The sequence below is a fragment of the Curtobacterium sp. S6 genome (assembly GCF_000710345.2).
Classification (GTDB): domain Bacteria; phylum Actinomycetota; class Actinomycetes; order Actinomycetales; family Micrococcaceae; genus Rothia.
Window position 1 is genome coordinate 74,635 of the sequence record NZ_KL537414.1, and the last position, 17,723, is coordinate 92,357.

The following is a 17,723-nucleotide window of genomic DNA, read 5'->3' on the forward strand; positions in this document are numbered from 1 at the left end:
GCCGAGGCGGGCTGGGCGGGCGGCGTCGTGGTCACCCCCTCTCGTCCGGATCGTCACGGCCTCCTCGGGGGCCATTCAGGCAAAGGAGCCTGTCATGTCAGAATTAGCCACTTCGTCGATACCTCACGTGGCCCAGGAACAGCTGCCCCGGCGGCGAATCATCGGATACGGATTCGGCGATGCCGGGTGCAATATCGCCTTCCAGATGACCAGCCTGTTCCTGCTGATCTTCTATACCAACGTCGTCGGCATCTCCACCGCGCACGCCGGGCTGGTCTTCCTGTTCGTCAAATTCTGGGACGCCTTCGCCGACCTGTTCGCCGGCCGCATGGTCGACCGCACGATGACCCGCTGGGGCAAATTCCGTCCCTTCCTGCTCTGGTATTCGGTGCCGTTACTGCTGTCGAACCTGCTGTGCTTCTGGATCCCGGTCTCCGACTACGGGTGGAAGATCGTCTGGGCCGTCACGAGCTACGCCCTGATGGGCCTGCTGTATTCCCTGGTCAACATTCCGTACGGATCGCTGGCCGGTGCGATGAGTCAGAACCCCGTGGACCGTTCTCGGCTCGCGGCCGCGCGCATGGTCGGCTCCGGAGCGACGATCCTGTTGCTGGCCGTATTTCTCTCGCCGCGCATCAAGCAGGCCGGAGACCTCTCCACGACTTTCCTGGTGACCGCGGTCGTCTTCACCGTGGTCGGTGCGGGCCTGTTCGCGACGACGTTCCTGACCTCGAAAGAGATCGTCTACCGCGAGGTCGAGCGCGTTTCGCTACGGGAAACCGTCAGCACCATGAAGCGCAACGGCCCGCTGCTGCGGCTGTGCCTATCCTCGGTGCTGTACCTGACCGGCCAGTCGGCGGTCGGGGCCATGACCATTTACATCGCCACGGACGTGCTCTCCGAATACTCCACCGGCGGGTGGGTCGCGGCGATCGGCACGGTCCTGACGACGGGCGCGGTGCTGTACGTGGGTCCCTTCGGTCCGGCCGTGACCCGCGCGTTCGGCAAGAAGTGGGGATTCGTCTACTCGTGCGCCTTCGCTTTCCTCGGCGGGCTGATCTTCATCCTGGGTGCCGCCGTGATGCACCATTTGTGGATCAGCCTGCTCGGAATGCTCATGGTCGGCATCGGCATGGCCGTTCTGAACACCATGACCTGGGCCCTGGAAGCGGACACCGTGGAATACGGGGAGTACAAGACCGGAATTCGCACGGAAGGCGCGACCTACGCGGCCTTCTCCTTCACCCGCAAGGTCGGTCAGGCGCTGGGTGGGGCTATCGCCTCGTGGTCCCTCGGAATCGTGGGGTATGCCGAAGGCGCGTCCTCGCAGGTCGATCAGGTGCGCAGCGGAATGAGCATCGCCTACGGGATCGTTCCCGGCGTGATCTTTCTGCTCGCGATGCTCGTGATGCTGGGGTACCCGCTGACCGAGCAGAAATTCCGGGAGATCATGAAGTCCATCGAGGCCAACCGCCGCCTGCGTCACGAGGACCTGCACACCGGGGCCGTGCCCACGGCGGTCGCGACCGGCGCCGAGCGGCAGGGCCCGAGCGCGAGCGAATCCCACCCGACGACGAACGCCACCCCGGCGGTCCCCGGCGACGACCAGGCCCGGATCCGCATCATTTCCGAGGAATCCGACCCGCCGGCTCCGGAGGCCGACGGCCCGTCATCCGCGGGCGGCCCCCACGACTCGCGGAACTAACACCCTTAACCTTGAACTCGATCCTTTGAAAGGAAATCTCATGCGCATTGCATCGGCAGAGGTCTTCGTGACCAGCCCCTCCAGGAATTTCGTGACCCTCAAGATCACGACCGACGACGGGATCACCGGCATCGGCGACGCGACGCTGAACGGTCGCGAACTGGCCGTGGCCTCCTATCTCACCGAGCACGTGTGCGCCCTGCTGGTCGGCAAGGATCCGAGCGCGATCGAAGACACCTGGCAGTACCTCTACCGCGCCTCGTACTGGCGCCGCGGGCCGGTCACCATGGCGGCAATCGCGGCCGTCGACATGGCCCTGTGGGATATCAAGGGAAAGGTCGCCGGGTTGCCGGTCTACCAGTTGCTCGGCGGAGCCTCCCGTCGCGGATGCCGCGCCTACGGCCACGCCTCGGGGACCGACCTGCCGCAGCTGTTCGACTCGATCCGCGAGGAGCTGGAGCTCGGATACAAGTCCATCCGCGTCCAGACGTCCGTTCCGGGCATCGATAAGCTCTACGGCGTCGCCGCGCAGGCTCAGTCGACGGGGGAGAGGTACGATTTCGAGCCCGCCAACCGGGGCGCTCTGCCCGTGGAAGAGGACTGGGACACCCGCGCGTATCTCCGCCACGTGCCGTCCGTGTTCGAGGCGGTCCGCAACGAGTTCGGGCCCGAGTTGCCCTTGCTCCACGACGGTCACCATCGCATGACCCCTCGCGAGGCGGCGCAACTCGGCAAGTCCCTGGAACCCTACGACCTGTACTGGCTCGAGGACTGCACCCCCGCCGAGAATCAGGAGGCGTTGCGCCTGGTCCGTCAGCACACGACGACGCCACTGGCCATCGGCGAGGTGTTCAACTCGGTCTACGACATCAAGGACCTCATCCAGGAACAGCTCATCGACTACGTGCGGTGCGCCTCGACGCATTTCGGCGGCATCACGCAGCTGCGCAAGGTCATGAACTTCGCCGAGATGTACCAGGTCAGGTCCGGCTTTCACGGCCCGACCGACGTCTCCCCGGTCGGCTTCGCCGCGCAGCTGCACGTGGGCCTGTCGATCCACAACTTCGGCCTGCAGGAATACATGCCGCACTCGGCGCTCACCCGGGAGGTCTTCCACGAGGGCCTCACCTTTGAGGACGGCTATCTGCACCCCGGGGACAAGCCCGGTCTCGGGGTCGACTTCGACGAAGAAGCCGCCGCGCGTTTCCCCTACGAGCAGGCCTACCTGCCCTATAACCGCCTCGCCGACGGCACGGTGCACAATTGGTGAGCGACGCGGCCCCACTCGTCGTGGTCATGGGGGTGTCCGGGACGGGGAAAACGACCATCGGCTCCCTGCTCGCCACGCGTCTCGGCGCCGAATTCGTTGACGCCGACTCCCTCCACCCCACGGCAAATATCGAGAAGATGGCCGGCGGCCATCCCCTCACCGACGCGGACCGGTGGCCGTGGCTGAGCATCGTCGGCCGTCGCCTCGGGGAAGCCGACGCGGGAGGGGGACGCATGGTGATGGCCTGTTCGGCGCTCAGGCGGGTGTACCGGGACGCGATCCTCGCCGAGGCGCCGAGGACATTCTTTGTGCACCTTGCCGGAACCGAAGAGACCCTCTCCCGCAGGCTCGAAGGGCGCAGCGACCATTTCATGCCCCCAGCACTCCTACGGTCACAGCTCGAAACCCTCGAACACCTGGAGGGCGATGAGCCGGGCGCGACCGTCGACGTGTCCGGGACGGTGGACCACATCCTGGACGAATGTGTTGAGGCCATAGGCCAATGGGGCCGCTGACTGGTAGAGATATGCCATGAGCTCGCCCCAGAAAAGCACCGAAACCCGGAAGACCCGCGACCCCGAGGAGCGTAGCGCGTTCTACGCCGTGACGATCTTTCCCCTACTGATCCTCGCCGCCGGGGTGCTCGGGTTCGTCCTTCCGGGCGCGTTTTCCGGGCTGAGCGGATGGGTCAACCCCTTGTTGGGGTTCATCATGTTCGGGATGGGGCTGACCCTGACCTGGCCCGATTTCGGCATGGTCGCCCGCCGTCCGATCCCCGTGGTGATCGGCGTCATCGCGCAGTTCGTCATCATGCCGTTGTTGGGCTTCCTGATCTCCTGGGCCTTGCACTTGCCGAGCGAACTCGCCGTCGGCGTGATCCTGGTCGGTTGTTGCCCGGGAGGCACGGCCTCCAACGTGGTGTCGTACCTGGCCAAGGGCGACGTCGCCCTGTCCGTCGCGATGACCACGATCTCGACGTTGATCGCCCCGTTCGTGACCCCCGTCCTGGCCGTGTTCCTCGCGGGGGAGCGGATGTCCGTCAGCGGCGGAGCCATGATGATGTCCATCCTCCAGGTGGTCCTGGCTCCCGTGCTGATCGGTCTGCTGGTGCGGTGGCTCCTGCCGCGCATCGTGACCGGCGTGACCCCGGTTCTGCCGTGGGCCTCGGTGATCGCGATCTCCGTGATCGTGGCGATCGTGGTCTCCGGCTCCGCCGCGGCCATCGTCTCGGCCGGGCTGTTGGTCCTCGTCGCGGTCATCCTCCACAACGGGCTGGGATACGCGCTCGGCTACGGTGCGGCCGCGCTGTTCCGCCTCGCGCCGTCGGCCCGGCGCACCACGGCGATCGAGGTCGGAATGCAGAATTCGGGCCTGGCCACCTCGTTGGCGCACACCTACTTCACCCCGGAGGCGGCGCTACCCGGCGCGGTCTTCTCCGTGTGGCACAACGTCTCCGGGGCGTTGCTGGCCGCCTTCCTGCGGCGGCGCTCGGTGTCCGGCCGGTAGACGCCGGACACCGAGGCGCCCCCCGGTCAGCGAGTGCGGGTGCGGAGGTCTTCCAGCAACTCTTCGCAGGAGTCGCCGCCGTGCAACACGGTCTCCGAGTCACCGATCCTCACCCGGACCTCGCTGGCGCGTTCGGAGCGGGCCGCGACCCTGATGCGCGTGGAGTCGATGAAAACGTCCAGCAGCTGACCGTGGTACTGAATCTCGAAGCCGACCGATCGCAACTCCTCGGGCATGGAAGGCTCCAGCTGGATGCAGTCGGTGAGAATCTGCACGCCGGCGTAAGCGCGCTGGAGCACGTCCAAGGTTCCGCACATCGCGCCGAGGTGGATGCCTTCCTGGGTCGTGCCGCCCTGGGTGTCGTCCAGGTCCGCCATGAGGGCGTCCTGGTACACGCTCCAGGAGTGGCGGGGATCCACCCGGGCCATGATCGAGGCGGTGACCACGCGCGAAAGCGTCGAACCGTTCGAGGTGCGCGGCAGGTAGAACGCGATGGTCTCCTCGATCTTGGCCAGCGAGACGTCGTAGCCGAGCTGGGCCAATTCTTCCTGGAATCCGTGCTGGCCGAACAGGTAGACCAGCATGAGCGTATCCGCCTGCTTGGAGAGCTTGTAGTTGTTCGTCGCGTCGCCCTCGGACTCCAAGATCAGGTCCATGCGCCCGATATTGCCGTACTTGCGGCGGTAGTGGTCCCAGTCGATTTCCTTGAGGTCGTCGTAACCCTCGAACTGGCTGATCGTTCCGTCCCGGTTGAACGGCACCGCGAGCCGAGAGGCCATGTGCTTCCACGAGGCCAGCTCGGTTTCCGTGACGTTATTGGCCGAGGTGACCTGGAGGGCCAGGTGCTCTGGAAGCACGTCGAAAATCTCCGCGGTGTGGCGGAACAGCCACGCGGCCAGGACATTCGTGTACGCGTTGTCCTTGAGGCCGCCCCCGTCGACCGAGCCGGGGTAGCCGTCGTGGTACTCGTCCGGCCCCATGGCGCCTTCGATGTGGTATCGCTCGTCCTGTTCGTCGTAGCTGACCAAGGACGAGAAGAAGCGGGAAATCTCGATCATGAGCTCCGCGCCCTGGTGCGCAAGCCATGCGGTGTCCTCGGTGGCCGTGTAGTACTGCCACGCGTTGAACCCGATCGCCAACCCCACGTGGAATTGCCGCCAGGAATTATCGGGCATCCACCGATCCGAGTGCGGGTTGTAGAGCTCCACGGGGGTTTCTTCCCGGCCGTCGGAGCCGGATTGCCACGGGAACATCGCGCCCTGCGCGCCGAACTCGGCGGCCTTGTGCCGCGCCGCGGGCAGGCGGGCCCAGCGGTACTGCAGCAACGAACGGGTCACGGAGGGCAACCGCAGGGTGATGATGGGCAGGATGAAGATCTCGTCCCAGAAAATGTGACCGCGGTAGCCTTCGCCGTGCAGGCCGCGAGCCGTGACCCCGGCGTCGTTGAGTTCCATGTTGGGGCTCAGGGTCTGGACGATGTGGAAGATGTGCAACCTTAAGGCCAGCATCGTGTCCACGTCGGTGTCGATATCCACGGCGAACCGGTCCCACAGGCGAGACCAGGCCTTCTCGTGGGCGATGTAGAGTCCCTCGAAGCCGCCCTCGGAACGGTTCAGGGCCTCGACCGCGCCGAGGATGGACGAGGCGATGGCCGCGTCGCGCGAGGTGACCAGGGCCGTGGTGGTGTCGAAGACGATGGGCTGGTCGGCCTCCCCGTCCACGCGGTAGCGGCGCATCTCGATGCCGCCCGGGCGGACCTCGCGCTCGAGGCGAGTGGTCACGGCCGAGCGGACGTTGGTCCGCTGGGCGACGGAAATCTGATGGTCCGACTGGTTGGTCCGCACCACGTTGACCAGGGTGTCGTCGGGGAGGGTCGTGGACCCCTCGACCACCAGGTGGTGGCGGGCGAGCTCCGAGTACTCGGCGACGTTGTTATTGGTGACGTTCGGGTCGATCCCGCTGCGGACGTGGATTCGTCCGGTCCAGCCCAGCGGGGTGATCGAGGCTTCCATGGCCGCCAGGTGGCGATTGGCCATCGAGACGAGGCGTCGCTGGGTCACCTTGACCCGACGCGGCTCGCCTTCGGGGGCCGGGGCATCCGACTCGGGAACCTCTTCCAACGTGCAGATCCTGGTCAGGATCCCGTGCCGGAGATCGAGCTCGGTGACCTCGTCGATCGGTTTCATGCCGCCTTCGGACCACCAGTCGCCTCCCCGCAGCCGCACGTCGAAGAACTGGAAATTGGGCAGGTTGACCATCGACTCGTGCTCGAGGTCCCGACCGTTGATGTGCGAGACCACGCGGTTGAACAGGCCGGCGACGTAGGTGCCCGGGTAGTGGATGCCGTCGTCGCTGCGCTCGGGGCGATACCCTCGCACGCCCATATAGCCGTTGGCCAAGGTCAGCAGGGCCTCGCGATGCCGCTCCTGTTGCGGGTCGAAGCCGTGGTAGACGAGCTTCCAGGAGTCGTCGCGCTGGGCGCCGAGGTCGAGTTCACCGACGTCGTTGTGCACGACGTCGGCCCCGGCGTTCTCCAGATCCTCGCGCTCGCCGTGCCGATTGATGCCGACGACCAGGCCAAAGCCCCCGGCCCGCGCGGCCTCAACCCCGGAGACGGCGTCTTCGATGACCGCGGCCTCGGACGGATCGACCCCGAGCTGCTCGGCGGCCGCGAGAAACATGTCCGGGGCGGGCTTGCCGGGAACCCCGTGCTCCAGGGCGTAGGTGCCGTCGATGATGAGATCGAAGAGCTCTTCCAGGCCGGCCGCCTCGAGCACCGGCCGGGAATTGCGGGACGCCGTGACCAGCGCGGTCGGGATGCCGCTGCGGTGGAGGCGGCAGACCAGGTCCACGGTCCCGCGAAACACGGTCACGCCGTGCGTGTCGAGCTCCGCGGTGAAGAAATCGTTCTTGAGGCGCGCTTGTCCCTGTACGGTCCAGGCGCCCGCGTCGTCCTGCTCGGAACCTTCCGGAAGGGCCGCATTGCGCGCGGCCAGCATGGTCCGGACGCCGTCCTCGCGGGCGCGGCCGTCCACGTAGGCGCGGTAGTCGGTCGAGATGCTGAACTCGCTCCGATCGATGTCCTCCGCCGTCTTGCCTTCCGCGGGGCCCAATCGCCGGTCGGAGAGGATCGCGTCGAAGAGCCGTTTCCAAGCGTTCGAATGGACCGAAGCGGTGTCCGTGACGACGCCGTCCATGTCGAAAATGACGGCTTTCTGCGGAATGGACATGCTGAGATCCGAGCGGTTTTCTCGGGTTCTCCTCGAATCCGGCCTGTAGGGCGAACCGGAACGGAGGTTCAGCGGGTCGCTCGTGCCGAGCGGGCTCAGAGAATTCATCAAGGCAAAAGACCTTTCGGGTTGGCTCAGGCACCCATTAAACACGCCTGATGCCCCGCTTGAACCGTCGGTGGCACGAATTTTTGACGACTTTCACGCATGGCTATATCTCATCCACAGTTATGTGACGTGGAGCCCCGGCTGATGGGCGCGATGTCCTAGACTTGAACCGAATCTTTTCGCGTGCCACGTCGGCCGGCGTGTGTTCAGCCCAACAGGAGAGCAATGACGAACCCTTCCACGCAGGATGTCAACAACCGTTCGCTGAGCGAGCTCGACCCCGAAATCTCGGAAGCCATCGCGGCGGAACTGGGTCGGCAGCGCAACACTCTGGAGATGATCGCTTCCGAGAACTTTGCGCCCCGAGCCGTCCTCGAGGCGCAGGGTTCGGTCCTGACCAATAAATACGCGGAGGGTTACCCCGGCCGCCGTTACTACGGCGGGTGCGAGCACGTCGACGTCGTCGAGGACCTCGCGCGCGAGCGGGCCAAGTCTCTCTTCGGAGCCGAGNGACGTCGTCGAGGACCTCGCGCGCGAGCGGGCCAAGTCTCTCTTCGGAGCCGAGCACGCCAACGTGCAGCCCCACTCGGGCGCGCAGGCCAATGCCGCCGTGATGATGGCGCTCATGCAGCCCGGTGACACCCTGATGGGCCTGTCCCTGGCCCACGGCGGTCACCTGACGCACGGCATGAAGCTCAACGTCTCCGGCAAGCTGTACAACATCGCCGCCTACGAGGTGGACCCCCAGACCGGGCGCCTGGACATGGACAAAGTCCGTCAGGTCGCCCTCGAGGCGAAGCCCAAGGTCATCGTCGCCGGCTGGTCCGCGTACCCCCGCGAGCAGGATTTCAAGCGTTTCCGCGAGATCGCCGATGAGGTCGGCGCCTACCTCTGGGTGGACATGGCACACTTCGCGGGCCTCGTCGCGGCCGGACTGCACGCCAATCCCGTTCCCCACGCCCACGTCGTCTCCTCGACCGTGCACAAGACGCTCGCGGGGCCGCGCTCCGGCGTGATCCTCTGCGTCGAGGAGTTGAAGAAGAAGATCGACTCGGCGGTTTTCCCCGGCCAGCAGGGCGGACCGCTCATGCACGTGATCGCGGGTAAGGCCGTGGCCTTCAAGATCGCCGCCAGCCCGGAGTTCAAGGAGCGCCAGCAGCGGACCGTCGAGGGCGCCCAGTTGCTCGCGGCGCGTCTGGCGGAACCCGACGTGGCCGAGCACGGCATCTCGGTGCTCTCCGGCGGGACCGACGTCCACCTGGTGCTCGTGGACCTCCGCGAATCGGAGCTCGATGGCAAGCAGGCCGAGGACATCCTGCACGAGGCGGGCATCACGGTCAATCGCAACGCGGTACCCAACGACCCCCGCCCCCCGATGACCACCTCGGGCCTGCGCATCGGAACCCCCGCGCTGGCCACGCGCGGATTCGGCCGGGAGGAGTTCACCGAGGTTGCCGACATCATCGCCACCGCCCTGAAGCCGGGGGCCGACGTCGCGGCCCTCCGTGCGCGCGTCGAGAAGCTCGCCGGCGAATTCCCGTTGTACGAAGGTCTCGAGCAGTGGTGACGGAGCACCCTCACCAGCACCAGACCACCGAAGAAAAGGCCAACATGACAGAACAGGCACGGGCGCCGCGGCTCCTTGACGGTACGGCCACGGCGGCGGCCATCAAGACCGAACTTCGCGATCGCGTCGAGGCGCTGAAGAGCAAAGGCATCACCCCGGGACTCGGCACCGTCTTGGTTGGCGACGACCCCGGTTCGCGCTCCTACGTGGGCGGTAAGCACCGTGATTGCGCCGAAGTCGGCATCGCCTCGATTCGCCGGGACCTTCCGGCCGACGTCACCCAGGAAGAGCTCGAACGAGTGGTTCGAGAGCTCAACGAGGATCCGGCCTGCACCGGGTATATCGTTCAGCTGCCGTTGCCCGAGCACCTCGACACCCATCGAATCCTCGAGCTCATCGATCCCCTCAAGGACGCCGACGGTTTGCACCCGACCAATCTCGGTAAGCTCGTCCTCAACGTGTACGGAGGCATGGACTCTCCGCTTCCGTGCACGCCGAATGGCATCATCGAGCTCATGCACCGGCACGGGATTAACCTGGTCGGCAAGGATGTCGTCGTTCTCGGGCGGGGCATCACGGTGGGGCGCCCGCTGAGTCTCCTGCTGGCCCGCCGGGACATCAATGCAACGGTCACCGTGGCTCACACCGGCACCAAGAACCTCGACGAGGTGTTGCGCCGCGCGGACGTCATCGTCGCCGCGATCGGCGTGCCGCACGCGGTGCGCCCCGAGCAGGTCTCCGAGGGGGCGATCCTCCTGGACGTGGGAGTTTCCCGGGTGCTCGATCCCGAATCCGGCAAGAAAAAGCTCACCGGGGACATCCACCCCGAGGCCGCGGCCAAGTCGGGATGGTACTCGCCGAACCCGGGCGGCGTCGGGCCCATGACCCGCGCGATGCTCCTGGTCAACGTGGTGGAGGCCGCCGAACGGTCCGCTTCCTGAGGCAGTAACCGGCGAACACTCCGGTCGGCCCCCGGCATGGAATATTTCATTCCATGCCGGGGGCCTGCTTTGTTAAAAGGCGTGTGACTAGTTGAAACTAAAAATTTGCAGGAAACGCTTGATTTGGGTTGCCGGACCGCTTCATAATATGGGTATCGGAGAGCTAACTCACGGATGGTGTAAATGCTCCGATAAACTTTCGGTCAATGGGGACGGGAGGGTCAGCGTGGCATTGTCGGTGCCGCAGTTTTAGAGGGAAATTGTGATGTCTCAGTAATCACGGGATTTATTGGTTGTTGCATGTACGTCAGGTGTGCCTAGTGCTAACGGTGGGGCCACTGAACGCCGTAGTACTGTACGGTCACATGATCCATTCAGGTTTACTGCGCGCGTCCTTCACAGCGAACGAATGTTTTAGTGACGTGCGAAATACGGGATTCGGTAACTGGAACGACCGAATAAGCTCATTCCACCACGTCAATGTCAGGTGATCGCCTAGTCCGGGAAGGGGAGGTAGCCCCTTCCCGGAACATTTATTCGAGGTAAACCATGAGAAAAGGACTTTTAATTTCCGGGGTCCTCTTGGGCTCGATGGTGCTGAGTGGTTGTTCCGCTGCCGGAACGTCGCGCGATATGCAGGCCCACGCAAGGCTCGATGAATCCCGAAATCTCATCGTGTATCCCCTCGACGAATACCGCGTCAGTGACGACCAGATCCGGACCATGGAGCTGGCGCGCATTCGCATCGTCGAAGGCTGCCTGCGTGATCATGGCATCCCGGTGAAACCCGTGGAAGGGCGTCGAGACGGACTCGACTGGGGGAGCCGTAATTACGGGTTGTGGAATGAAACGGCCGCTCGACGAGAAGCGCAACTCATGGCGTCGGTCGGTCAGAACCACGAGGACCGGGGAACCTTCTACGACGCCGCGACGGGGGATGTGCGAGCGCAATGCCTGGAGGAGCGCAAGGACCAGGTCCAACGGGTGTCCTTCGTCGAGGGGGACCAGAATTACGGGCTCGCCGACAAACTGAGCCTCGAGGTCAACGACAAGGCCAAGAACACCCCGGAATGGCGCAACGCCGTGGCGGACTGGGAAAGCTGCCTGAAGGACAACGGCCTGACACCCGTGCGCGAACAATGGATCACCCAGGAATCTCTGAACGCCTCGAGTAAGGACCTCTCGGATCCCGGCAATGCCGAGGAGCTGACGCGTGTCTCTCTCCTGGAGGCGAAATGCTCCCAAAGCACCGGGATGGCGCAGAAGTTGGCCGATATCGAGGCTTCCTTCCAGATTCCTCTGATCGAGGAGCACCAGGCCGAGCTGAACGAGGTGAAAAATCTGATCCAAGCCAAGGTGCAGGGCGCCCAGTCGTTCCTGCAAGGTGCGGAATCATGACCTCGGAGACCGCCTCGAACCGGCCAGAAGTACCCGACGGCGGTGGGGACTACGAGCTGGTCGACGCCTCACCCCGAGATAGTCGGGGCCGGGGCGCACATCGAAGCCGACGCCGGCCCTGGGTCACGGCCCTGGTGAGTCTCGCCTCCGTGGCAAGCGTGCTGGCCGCGTTCGGGTTGGGAATCGCCTATCAGTCTCGGGGCCCTTCGTCCGTGGACCAGATGAATGCCGTGGTGCCTGTTTGGGCGTCAGTGGAGCAACGCCTGGTCACGGAGGGGATCGAGGCGGCCGGCACGGTCCAGGAGGGAACGACCGTCGAGATTAAGCCTCTCCGTGGGGGAATCCTGACGCGTCAGACCATAGCGCCAGGTCAAGAAGTCTCCGCGGGGGATCTCCTGGGCATGGTCAATGGTGAGCCGGTTTACGGTCTGGACGGGCCGCTTCCCCTGTATCGAGACTTGGCGGTGGACGACTCGGGCGACGACGTGCTGGCCCTTCAGCGGTCCCTGACCCAAGCGGGATACCGCGTCGCCCCGACGGGAACCGTCACCCGGTCGATGCTCGCGGCCGTGGAAAACCTTTATCGTAGCGACCGGCTCCGCGTTCCCGAGGGAGGCATCTCGTCTATTCCGCACGAGACCTTCGTGTCCCTTCCAGGAGGAACCCGCACCGTCGTAGCCGTCGCCGATGTGGCATCCGAGATAGGCCCCGGAGAACCCTTGGTGACCCTGCGAACCGCCCCTCCCCACGTGAGTTTCCGGCTTCCCGCCGAACTCCGAGGCCAAATAGCGGAGGGGACGGCCGTTGAGGTCCACACTAGCCTGGGCCAAAGCTCCGGGTCCGTCCGGAGCATCGGCCCGTTTGATCCCGGCCAGGATGCCGCGGGCGGAGGCTACGACGTGGAGGTCTCGGTCGCCGACGCCCACGTCCTGGTCCCGGGGCAGTCCGTCAGCATTCACGGCGCTGGGGACCGACGAGAAACCCTCGCCGTACCACTGACGGCCCTGCGGCAGGAGAGCGGAAAGACCTTCGTGGAGGTGGAAGATGCCGCGGGAGCGAGTACGACCGATAGCACGGGCGATCTCTCCTCCGAGGCTCCGACCAGGCGGGTCGATGTGCAGGTATTGCGTCGAGGCCAGGGCTACGCGGCGGTGGTCGGGAACCTCACGGTGGGCCAGAGAATTCGGGTGCAGTGATGAGGCTTTTTCGACGCCGCCGGCAATACCTTCCCGAACCACCGGAATCCTCGGATCCGCTGATTCGGCTGACGGGAGTGAGCCGGATCTTTGAGGGAGCTGATTCGCCGGTACTCGACGAGGTCGACCTGTCGATATCCGCCGGAGAATTCGTGGCGATTGTGGGCCCCTCAGGGGCAGGAAAGAGCACCCTCCTGAACATTCTGGCCCTGCTGGATCGGCCGAGCAGGGGGACTTACGTCCTGTCGGGACGCGACGTGTCCACCTGCGGTGCCTCGGTCCGCAACGCCTTGCGGGCGCGCATGTTCGGGTTGATCTTTCAGTCGTCCAACATGTTGATGGACGAGTCATCGTTGACGAACGCGATGATGGGCTTGAGGGTCCGTCACGTTCCTCGGCGAGCACGCCGGGACCGCGCCGCCGAGACCCTGCGGGGCCTGGGGCTGGGCCACCGGTTGGGAACGCGCACCAAATTACTGTCCGGCGGGGAACGGCAACGTTGTGCCATAGCTCGGGCGGTGGCCACGGATCCGCCGGTGGTCCTCGCGGACGAACCCACGGGAAATCTCGACGAAGAAAATACCGCCCGCGTCATGGAGATACTTCGTGACCTCCATGCGCGGGGTAAAACCGTCGTGGTCATCACGCACGATCCCGAGGTCGCGGCGTCCGCCGAACGGCGGATTCTTCTCCGCGGGGGCCGGATCGCGGAGGACACCGGGAGACTCGGTGTACGGGGCTTGACTCGGCCCCGCCCCTCGCCACGGCAAGCGGCCGATGGAGGGTCCGCATCCGTGGCGACCGGCACCGACTTGCCCCGCGGAGCCGCCGGGACGGGGCTGCGGGACGATCTCGCGGAGGCCTTCGGGGCGCTGTTGGCCAGGCCCCTCCGCGCGGTGGTGGTCGTGTTGTCGTTCATGCTCGGCGTGGGCGGGCTCACGAGTTCGATCGGCCTCAGCGAAACGGCCGGGCATCAGGTTCAGTCCAGAATCGTCCACGGAGAAAGCACCCAACTCACGGCGTCCTACCGCGATGCGCGACCGCTCTTGGAGCGCGAACGCACCGGCTCCTTGACCCCGGCGGATCAGGCGGAGCGCGCCCTCGGGTCGTTGCGCTACGTGAAGAGCGTGGGTTACCTAGCGCAAGCGGCCCCGTCCGACGTGCGGGTGAGCAGGTTCTCGCCCTGGGACGCGGAAGGGGAGGCTCAATCCACGAGCGTCGCGACGTTGTCCCTAGCCAGGGCGCGGCAGGCGAAGGTTCGCTTCTACCCGGACGCAGCCGCGAACGTGCTACGCCAAATGGATGCGGGGGAGGCCCAACACGAAGCGATCCTCTCGCGCAGCGCGGCGCAGAGCCTGGGCATGTACAGCGGAGATTTTCAGCAACAACCCCACGGGTATCACGTGTGGGTCGACGGGCGGCGACTCGACGTCGTCGGAATGTACGATCCCGGTGATGGCCTGCCGCTCATGCGAAATAGCATTCTGGTCGCCCCAGAGGTCACGCATCAGTTGCAAGCGGCGGTCGTCGAATTCACCGTTGACGTGGAACCGGGGTTCGCGCGGGCCGTCCACACCGCGATTCCTCTGGCCCTCGACCCGGCGAACCCCGGCGGTATCTCCGTGACGGTGGCATCCGACCTCGGGGCGCTCCGCAGGGGTGTCGCCGGAGACCTGGGTCTGTTCGTCGCGGTTCTCTCGGGGGTCCTTCTAGTCCTCGCGGGCCTGTCCACCGGAACGTCCATGTATTTGTCGGTGCAATCGCGGTCTTCCGAGATCGCCCTTCGGCGGGCCATCGGGGCGACCCGAGGGTCCATCGCACGAATATTCATGACCGAAGGGCTCCTGATGGGGTTGGTCGGTGGAGCCTGGGGCGCGCTCGGTGGCATGACGGCCACGGTGGTCATCGCGACGAGTCAAGAATGGGAGGCCATTCTCCACCCCTGGCTCCCCGTGCTGGGGCTGGTCGTCGGCAGCGTGGTCGGGCTGGCAAGTTCGGCGTATCCGGCGTGGGTCGCGAGCAGGCAAGATCCGGCCGGAGCGATGCGGGCATAGGGCGCACCCGGGACCGGCCGAGGCGCCCGGGCGCCGGGCCGCAGCCGATAGCCGAGCGACGGGGTAACGAAAGCCCGGGTCGCTCGCCCCTTGTACAATGGCAAATATGCAACCCATCGGAAGTTCAGACCCTCGCGCGGGCGCCGCATCACCGTCAACCTCGACCAGCGGACGGGCCTTTTGGGCCACCGTCATCGGCATGGCCGTGATGGTTCTGATCTTCGTCTTCGCCGTGATTCAGGCGGCCAACGAACAGTCCGTTCTCGGATGGATTCTCGCGGCCATTGCCTTTGGCTGGCTTGCCCTGGCCGTCTACGCGCTGTTCCTGGTGCGGGGGACCCTGCGCTTCGGCAAATCCGCCGTCCGTAAATTGCAGAGCGATCTCGCCGAGGCCCAGTTGAAGGCGCCATCGGCCGGAACCTCGGCGGCCTCCCGGCAGGACGAGATGCGGGATCAAAAGCTCGCGCATTCTTTCCAAATTGTCCTGGTGCAGAACAAGGTCCTCAAGGAAGAGCTCGCCAAGGGCGAGAAGGCGGATCCCGAGGTCGTGGATCGCGCCATCGACACCATCAACTTCACCGCCAAGAATGGCATGGGCATGGTCCGTTCCGACCAGACCGTCGACGGCACCGTCGTCGACTAGCCCCCCGGTCGTCGTCCGGTAGGGTACGTGAGCGTACCGCCGGCGACGGCGGCAACCCCATCACAGCTTCAGGAAGGCGTGCACATCCATGGCAGCAAGCACTCGTGACGCGAACAGCCTCCGCATCGCGACCGTGAACGTCAACGGCATCCGGGCGGCCTTCAACCCCAAGAAAAAGCAGACCATGGGGGACTGGCTCGAGGGCCGCGACCTGGACATCCTGTGCCTCCAGGAGGTGCGTGCGCCGGACAAGAAGCTCCGCGAGCTCCTGAACGAGGACGACTGGCACATCCTTCACGCCGAGGCAGAAGCCAAGGGCCGCGCCGGGGTGGCGATCGCAACCCGACGAGACTCCGAGGATCGGCCCTCCAGGCTCTCCGGCCAGCCGGTGGCAACCCGAGAGAACATCGGGGAAGACTACTTCGCCACGTCGGGTCGCTGGGTCGAGGCCGACTACGAGTTGCCCAACGGCCAGACGCTGACCGTGGTGTCCGCCTACGTGCATTCGGGCGAGGTCGGAACCGAACGCCAGGACGACAAGTACCGCTTCCTCGAGGTGATGCTCCGGCGCCTGCCCGAATTGGCCGAACACTCCGATCACGCCCTGATCGTCGGCGACCTCAACGTCGGTCACACCGAACTGGACATCAAGAACTGGAAGGGCAACGTCAAGAACGCCGGGTTCCTGCCGGAAGAGCGCGCCTATTTTGATCGTTTCTTCGGCGACCTGGGGTATCGGGACGTCGCCCGCGGGCTGGCCGGCGAGGTCCCGGGACCGTACACCTGGTGGTCGTACCGCGGCCAGGCCTTCGACAACGACGCCGGGTGGCGCATCGACTACCACATGGCGACCCCCGCGCTCGCGGATGCGGCGGTCGACGCCGTCGTGGACCGCGCGCCCAGCTACGACACCCGATTCTCCGACCACGCACCGCTCGTGGTCGACTACCAGTTTTAAGGCGGCCGCCGGCGCCCGAGAACGGGCGGCCGGCGACCATGGGAAGAGAAAAGATCACCATGACCGAACGCAGCATTCCGAACGCATCCACGACGGCGCCCCGGGTCTTTTCCGGCGCTCAGCCCTCCGCCGACTCTCTTCACCTCGGCAACTACCTGGGCGCGGTGCGCAACTGGGTCGAGATGCAGTCGGATCACGAGTGCATCTACTTCATCCCGGACCTGCACGCCATCACGGTTCCTCAGGACCCGGCCCAGCTCGCGGAGCGGACCCGCAAGACCGCCGCGCAGTACATCGCCGCCGGAATCGACCCCACGACCACGCCCTTCTTCGTGCAGTCCCATGTGCCGGAGCACTCGCAACTCGCGTGGTTGCTCACGTGCATCACGGGCGACGGCGAAGCGCGCCGCATGACCCAGTTCAAGGACAAGTCGGCCAAGCAGGGGGCGGAGAACACGTCGGCGGGGCTGTACGCCTACCCCATGCTGATGGCCGCCGACATCCTCCTCTACCAGACCGACCAGGTTCCGGTAGGGGAGGACCAACGCCAGCATCTCGAGCTGACGCGTAACCTGGCACAGCGTTTCAACCAGCGATTCGGGGAGACCTTTGTGGTCCCCGAGGCCAAAATCATGACCTCCACCGCCAAGATCTACGACCTGCAGAATCCCACCGCCAAGATGTCAAAGTCGGGCCCCTCGGACAACGGGGCGATCTGGCTGCTTGACGAGCCCAAGAAGATGGCCAAGAAGATCAAGTCCGCCGTGACGGACGACGGCTCTGAGATCCGCTTCGACCGCGAGGCCAAGCCGGGGGTCTCGAACCTGCTGTCGATCTATTCTTCCCTGACGGGGCGCGCGGTCGAGGACATCGTCGCCGAGTACGAGGGCAAGATGTACGGCCACCTCAAGGTCGGACTCGCCGACGTCGTCGTCGAGACCCTCGGGCCGATCCGTGAGCGCACGCTCGAGATCATGGACGATCCCGCCGAGCTGGACCGTCTGATGGCCATCGGTGCGGCCAAGGCCCGGGAGATCGCTATCCCGACCGTGGCCTCGGCCTACGAGCACATGGGCTTCCTAGCCCCCAAGGCTTAGCGTCACGGCCATCATGACCACCCCGGAGCAGCCTACGAGCCCCAGACTCA

The 17,723-nt window shown here is 65.4% G+C and carries 12 protein-coding genes and 2 pseudogenes; 13 read left to right on the plus strand and 1 reads right to left on the minus strand.

All coding sequences use genetic code 11. The features are described from left to right. Window positions 1-94: 94 nt before the first annotated feature. From CURSPS6_RS09740 to CURSPS6_RS09755, 4 genes are read left to right on the plus strand one after another with little or no spacing between them, the layout of a single operon-like run. On the plus strand, window positions 95-1,705 hold the full coding sequence (locus CURSPS6_RS09740) for a glycoside-pentoside-hexuronide (GPH):cation symporter (RefSeq protein WP_160319789.1): 1,611 nt from the start codon (window positions 95-97) through the stop codon (window positions 1,703-1,705). Window positions 1,706-1,745: 40 nt separating this feature from the next. Then, on the plus strand, window positions 1,746-2,975 hold the full coding sequence (manD, locus tag CURSPS6_RS09745) for a D-mannonate dehydratase ManD (protein WP_030015848.1): 1,230 nt from the start codon (window positions 1,746-1,748) through the stop codon (window positions 2,973-2,975). Next, entirely contained in the window at window positions 2,972-3,490 is a 519-nt protein-coding gene (locus tag CURSPS6_RS09750) for a gluconokinase (RefSeq protein ID WP_235503743.1), read from the plus strand. The genes manD and CURSPS6_RS09750 overlap by 4 nt, the downstream gene beginning before the upstream one ends. 16 nt (window positions 3,491-3,506) lie before the next feature. After that, window positions 3,507-4,481 carry a bile acid:sodium symporter family protein gene (locus CURSPS6_RS09755; RefSeq protein ID WP_035811030.1) on the plus strand — a complete coding sequence of 325 codons (975 nt, stop codon included), beginning with the start codon at window positions 3,507-3,509 and terminating at the stop codon, window positions 4,479-4,481. Between the two features lie 26 nt (window positions 4,482-4,507). On the opposite strand, the gene CURSPS6_RS09760 is transcribed toward CURSPS6_RS09755, so the two are convergent. Further along, a complete protein-coding gene (locus tag CURSPS6_RS09760; protein WP_235503744.1) occupies window positions 4,508-7,819 on the minus strand; it encodes a beta-phosphoglucomutase family hydrolase in 3,312 nt (1,103 codons plus the stop codon). Between the two features lie 225 nt (window positions 7,820-8,044). Between CURSPS6_RS09760 and CURSPS6_RS12825 the strand changes: the two are divergent. The 9 genes and pseudogenes from CURSPS6_RS12825 to trpS form a co-directional block, all read left to right on the plus strand. Continuing rightward, window positions 8,045-8,329 (plus strand): annotated as a pseudogene (locus CURSPS6_RS12825) (serine hydroxymethyltransferase); the annotation flags it as partial. A 1-nt stretch (window position 8,330) separates the two neighbouring features. After that, window positions 8,331-9,386, plus strand: a pseudogene (gene glyA, locus CURSPS6_RS09765) (serine hydroxymethyltransferase); the annotation flags it as partial. A gap of 44 nt (window positions 9,387-9,430) precedes the next feature. Further along, window positions 9,431-10,327 carry a bifunctional methylenetetrahydrofolate dehydrogenase/methenyltetrahydrofolate cyclohydrolase gene (locus CURSPS6_RS09770; protein ID WP_030015854.1) on the plus strand — a complete coding sequence of 299 codons (897 nt, stop codon included), beginning with the start codon at window positions 9,431-9,433 and terminating at the stop codon, window positions 10,325-10,327. A 549-nt stretch (window positions 10,328-10,876) separates the two neighbouring features. Then, complete coding sequence (locus CURSPS6_RS09775) at window positions 10,877-11,725, plus strand: hypothetical protein (RefSeq protein WP_152978129.1); 849 nt, start codon at window positions 10,877-10,879, stop codon at window positions 11,723-11,725. Beyond that, window positions 11,722-12,921, plus strand: coding sequence for an efflux RND transporter periplasmic adaptor subunit (locus CURSPS6_RS09780; protein ID WP_051687884.1), 1,200 nt, complete (start codon window positions 11,722-11,724; stop codon window positions 12,919-12,921). Before CURSPS6_RS09775 ends, CURSPS6_RS09780 begins: the two co-directional genes overlap by 4 nt. Beyond that, window positions 12,921-14,975, plus strand: coding sequence for an ATP-binding cassette domain-containing protein (locus CURSPS6_RS09785; RefSeq protein ID WP_051687885.1), 2,055 nt, complete (start codon window positions 12,921-12,923; stop codon window positions 14,973-14,975). The genes CURSPS6_RS09780 and CURSPS6_RS09785 overlap by 1 nt, the downstream gene beginning before the upstream one ends. A 106-nt stretch (window positions 14,976-15,081) precedes the next feature. After that, complete coding sequence (locus tag CURSPS6_RS09790; protein ID WP_030015858.1) at window positions 15,082-15,618, plus strand: hypothetical protein; 537 nt, start codon at window positions 15,082-15,084, stop codon at window positions 15,616-15,618. 88 nt (window positions 15,619-15,706) lie between these two features. Beyond that, window positions 15,707-16,576: an exodeoxyribonuclease III gene (locus tag CURSPS6_RS09795; protein WP_030015859.1), complete on the plus strand. Its 870-nt coding sequence runs from the start codon at window positions 15,707-15,709 to the stop codon at window positions 16,574-16,576. Between the two features lie 59 nt (window positions 16,577-16,635). Beyond that, on the plus strand, window positions 16,636-17,673 hold the full coding sequence (trpS, locus tag CURSPS6_RS09800) for a tryptophan--tRNA ligase (RefSeq protein ID WP_152978130.1): 1,038 nt from the start codon (window positions 16,636-16,638) through the stop codon (window positions 17,671-17,673). The last annotated feature ends 50 nt before the right edge of the window (window positions 17,674-17,723 follow it).

Coding starts and splice junctions, on each gene's coding strand:
- CURSPS6_RS09740 (WP_160319789.1), top strand. CDS start 95: ATGTCAGAATTAGCCACTTCGTCGATACCTCACGTGGCCCAGGAACAG.
- manD (WP_030015848.1), top strand. CDS start 1,746: ATGCGCATTGCATCGGCAGAGGTCTTCGTGACCAGCCCCTCCAGGAAT.
- CURSPS6_RS09755 (WP_035811030.1), top strand. CDS start 3,507: ATGAGCTCGCCCCAGAAAAGCACCGAAACCCGGAAGACCCGCGACCCC.
- CURSPS6_RS09760 (WP_235503744.1), bottom strand. CDS start 7,819: ATGAATTCTCTGAGCCCGCTCGGCACGAGCGACCCGCTGAACCTCCGT.
- CURSPS6_RS09770 (WP_030015854.1), top strand. CDS start 9,431: ATGACAGAACAGGCACGGGCGCCGCGGCTCCTTGACGGTACGGCCACG.
- CURSPS6_RS09775 (WP_152978129.1), top strand. CDS start 10,877: ATGAGAAAAGGACTTTTAATTTCCGGGGTCCTCTTGGGCTCGATGGTG.
- CURSPS6_RS09780 (WP_051687884.1), top strand. CDS start 11,722: ATGACCTCGGAGACCGCCTCGAACCGGCCAGAAGTACCCGACGGCGGT.
- CURSPS6_RS09785 (WP_051687885.1), top strand. CDS start 12,921: ATGAGGCTTTTTCGACGCCGCCGGCAATACCTTCCCGAACCACCGGAA.
- CURSPS6_RS09790 (WP_030015858.1), top strand. CDS start 15,082: ATGCAACCCATCGGAAGTTCAGACCCTCGCGCGGGCGCCGCATCACCG.
- CURSPS6_RS09795 (WP_030015859.1), top strand. CDS start 15,707: ATGGCAGCAAGCACTCGTGACGCGAACAGCCTCCGCATCGCGACCGTG.
- trpS (WP_152978130.1), top strand. CDS start 16,636: ATGACCGAACGCAGCATTCCGAACGCATCCACGACGGCGCCCCGGGTC.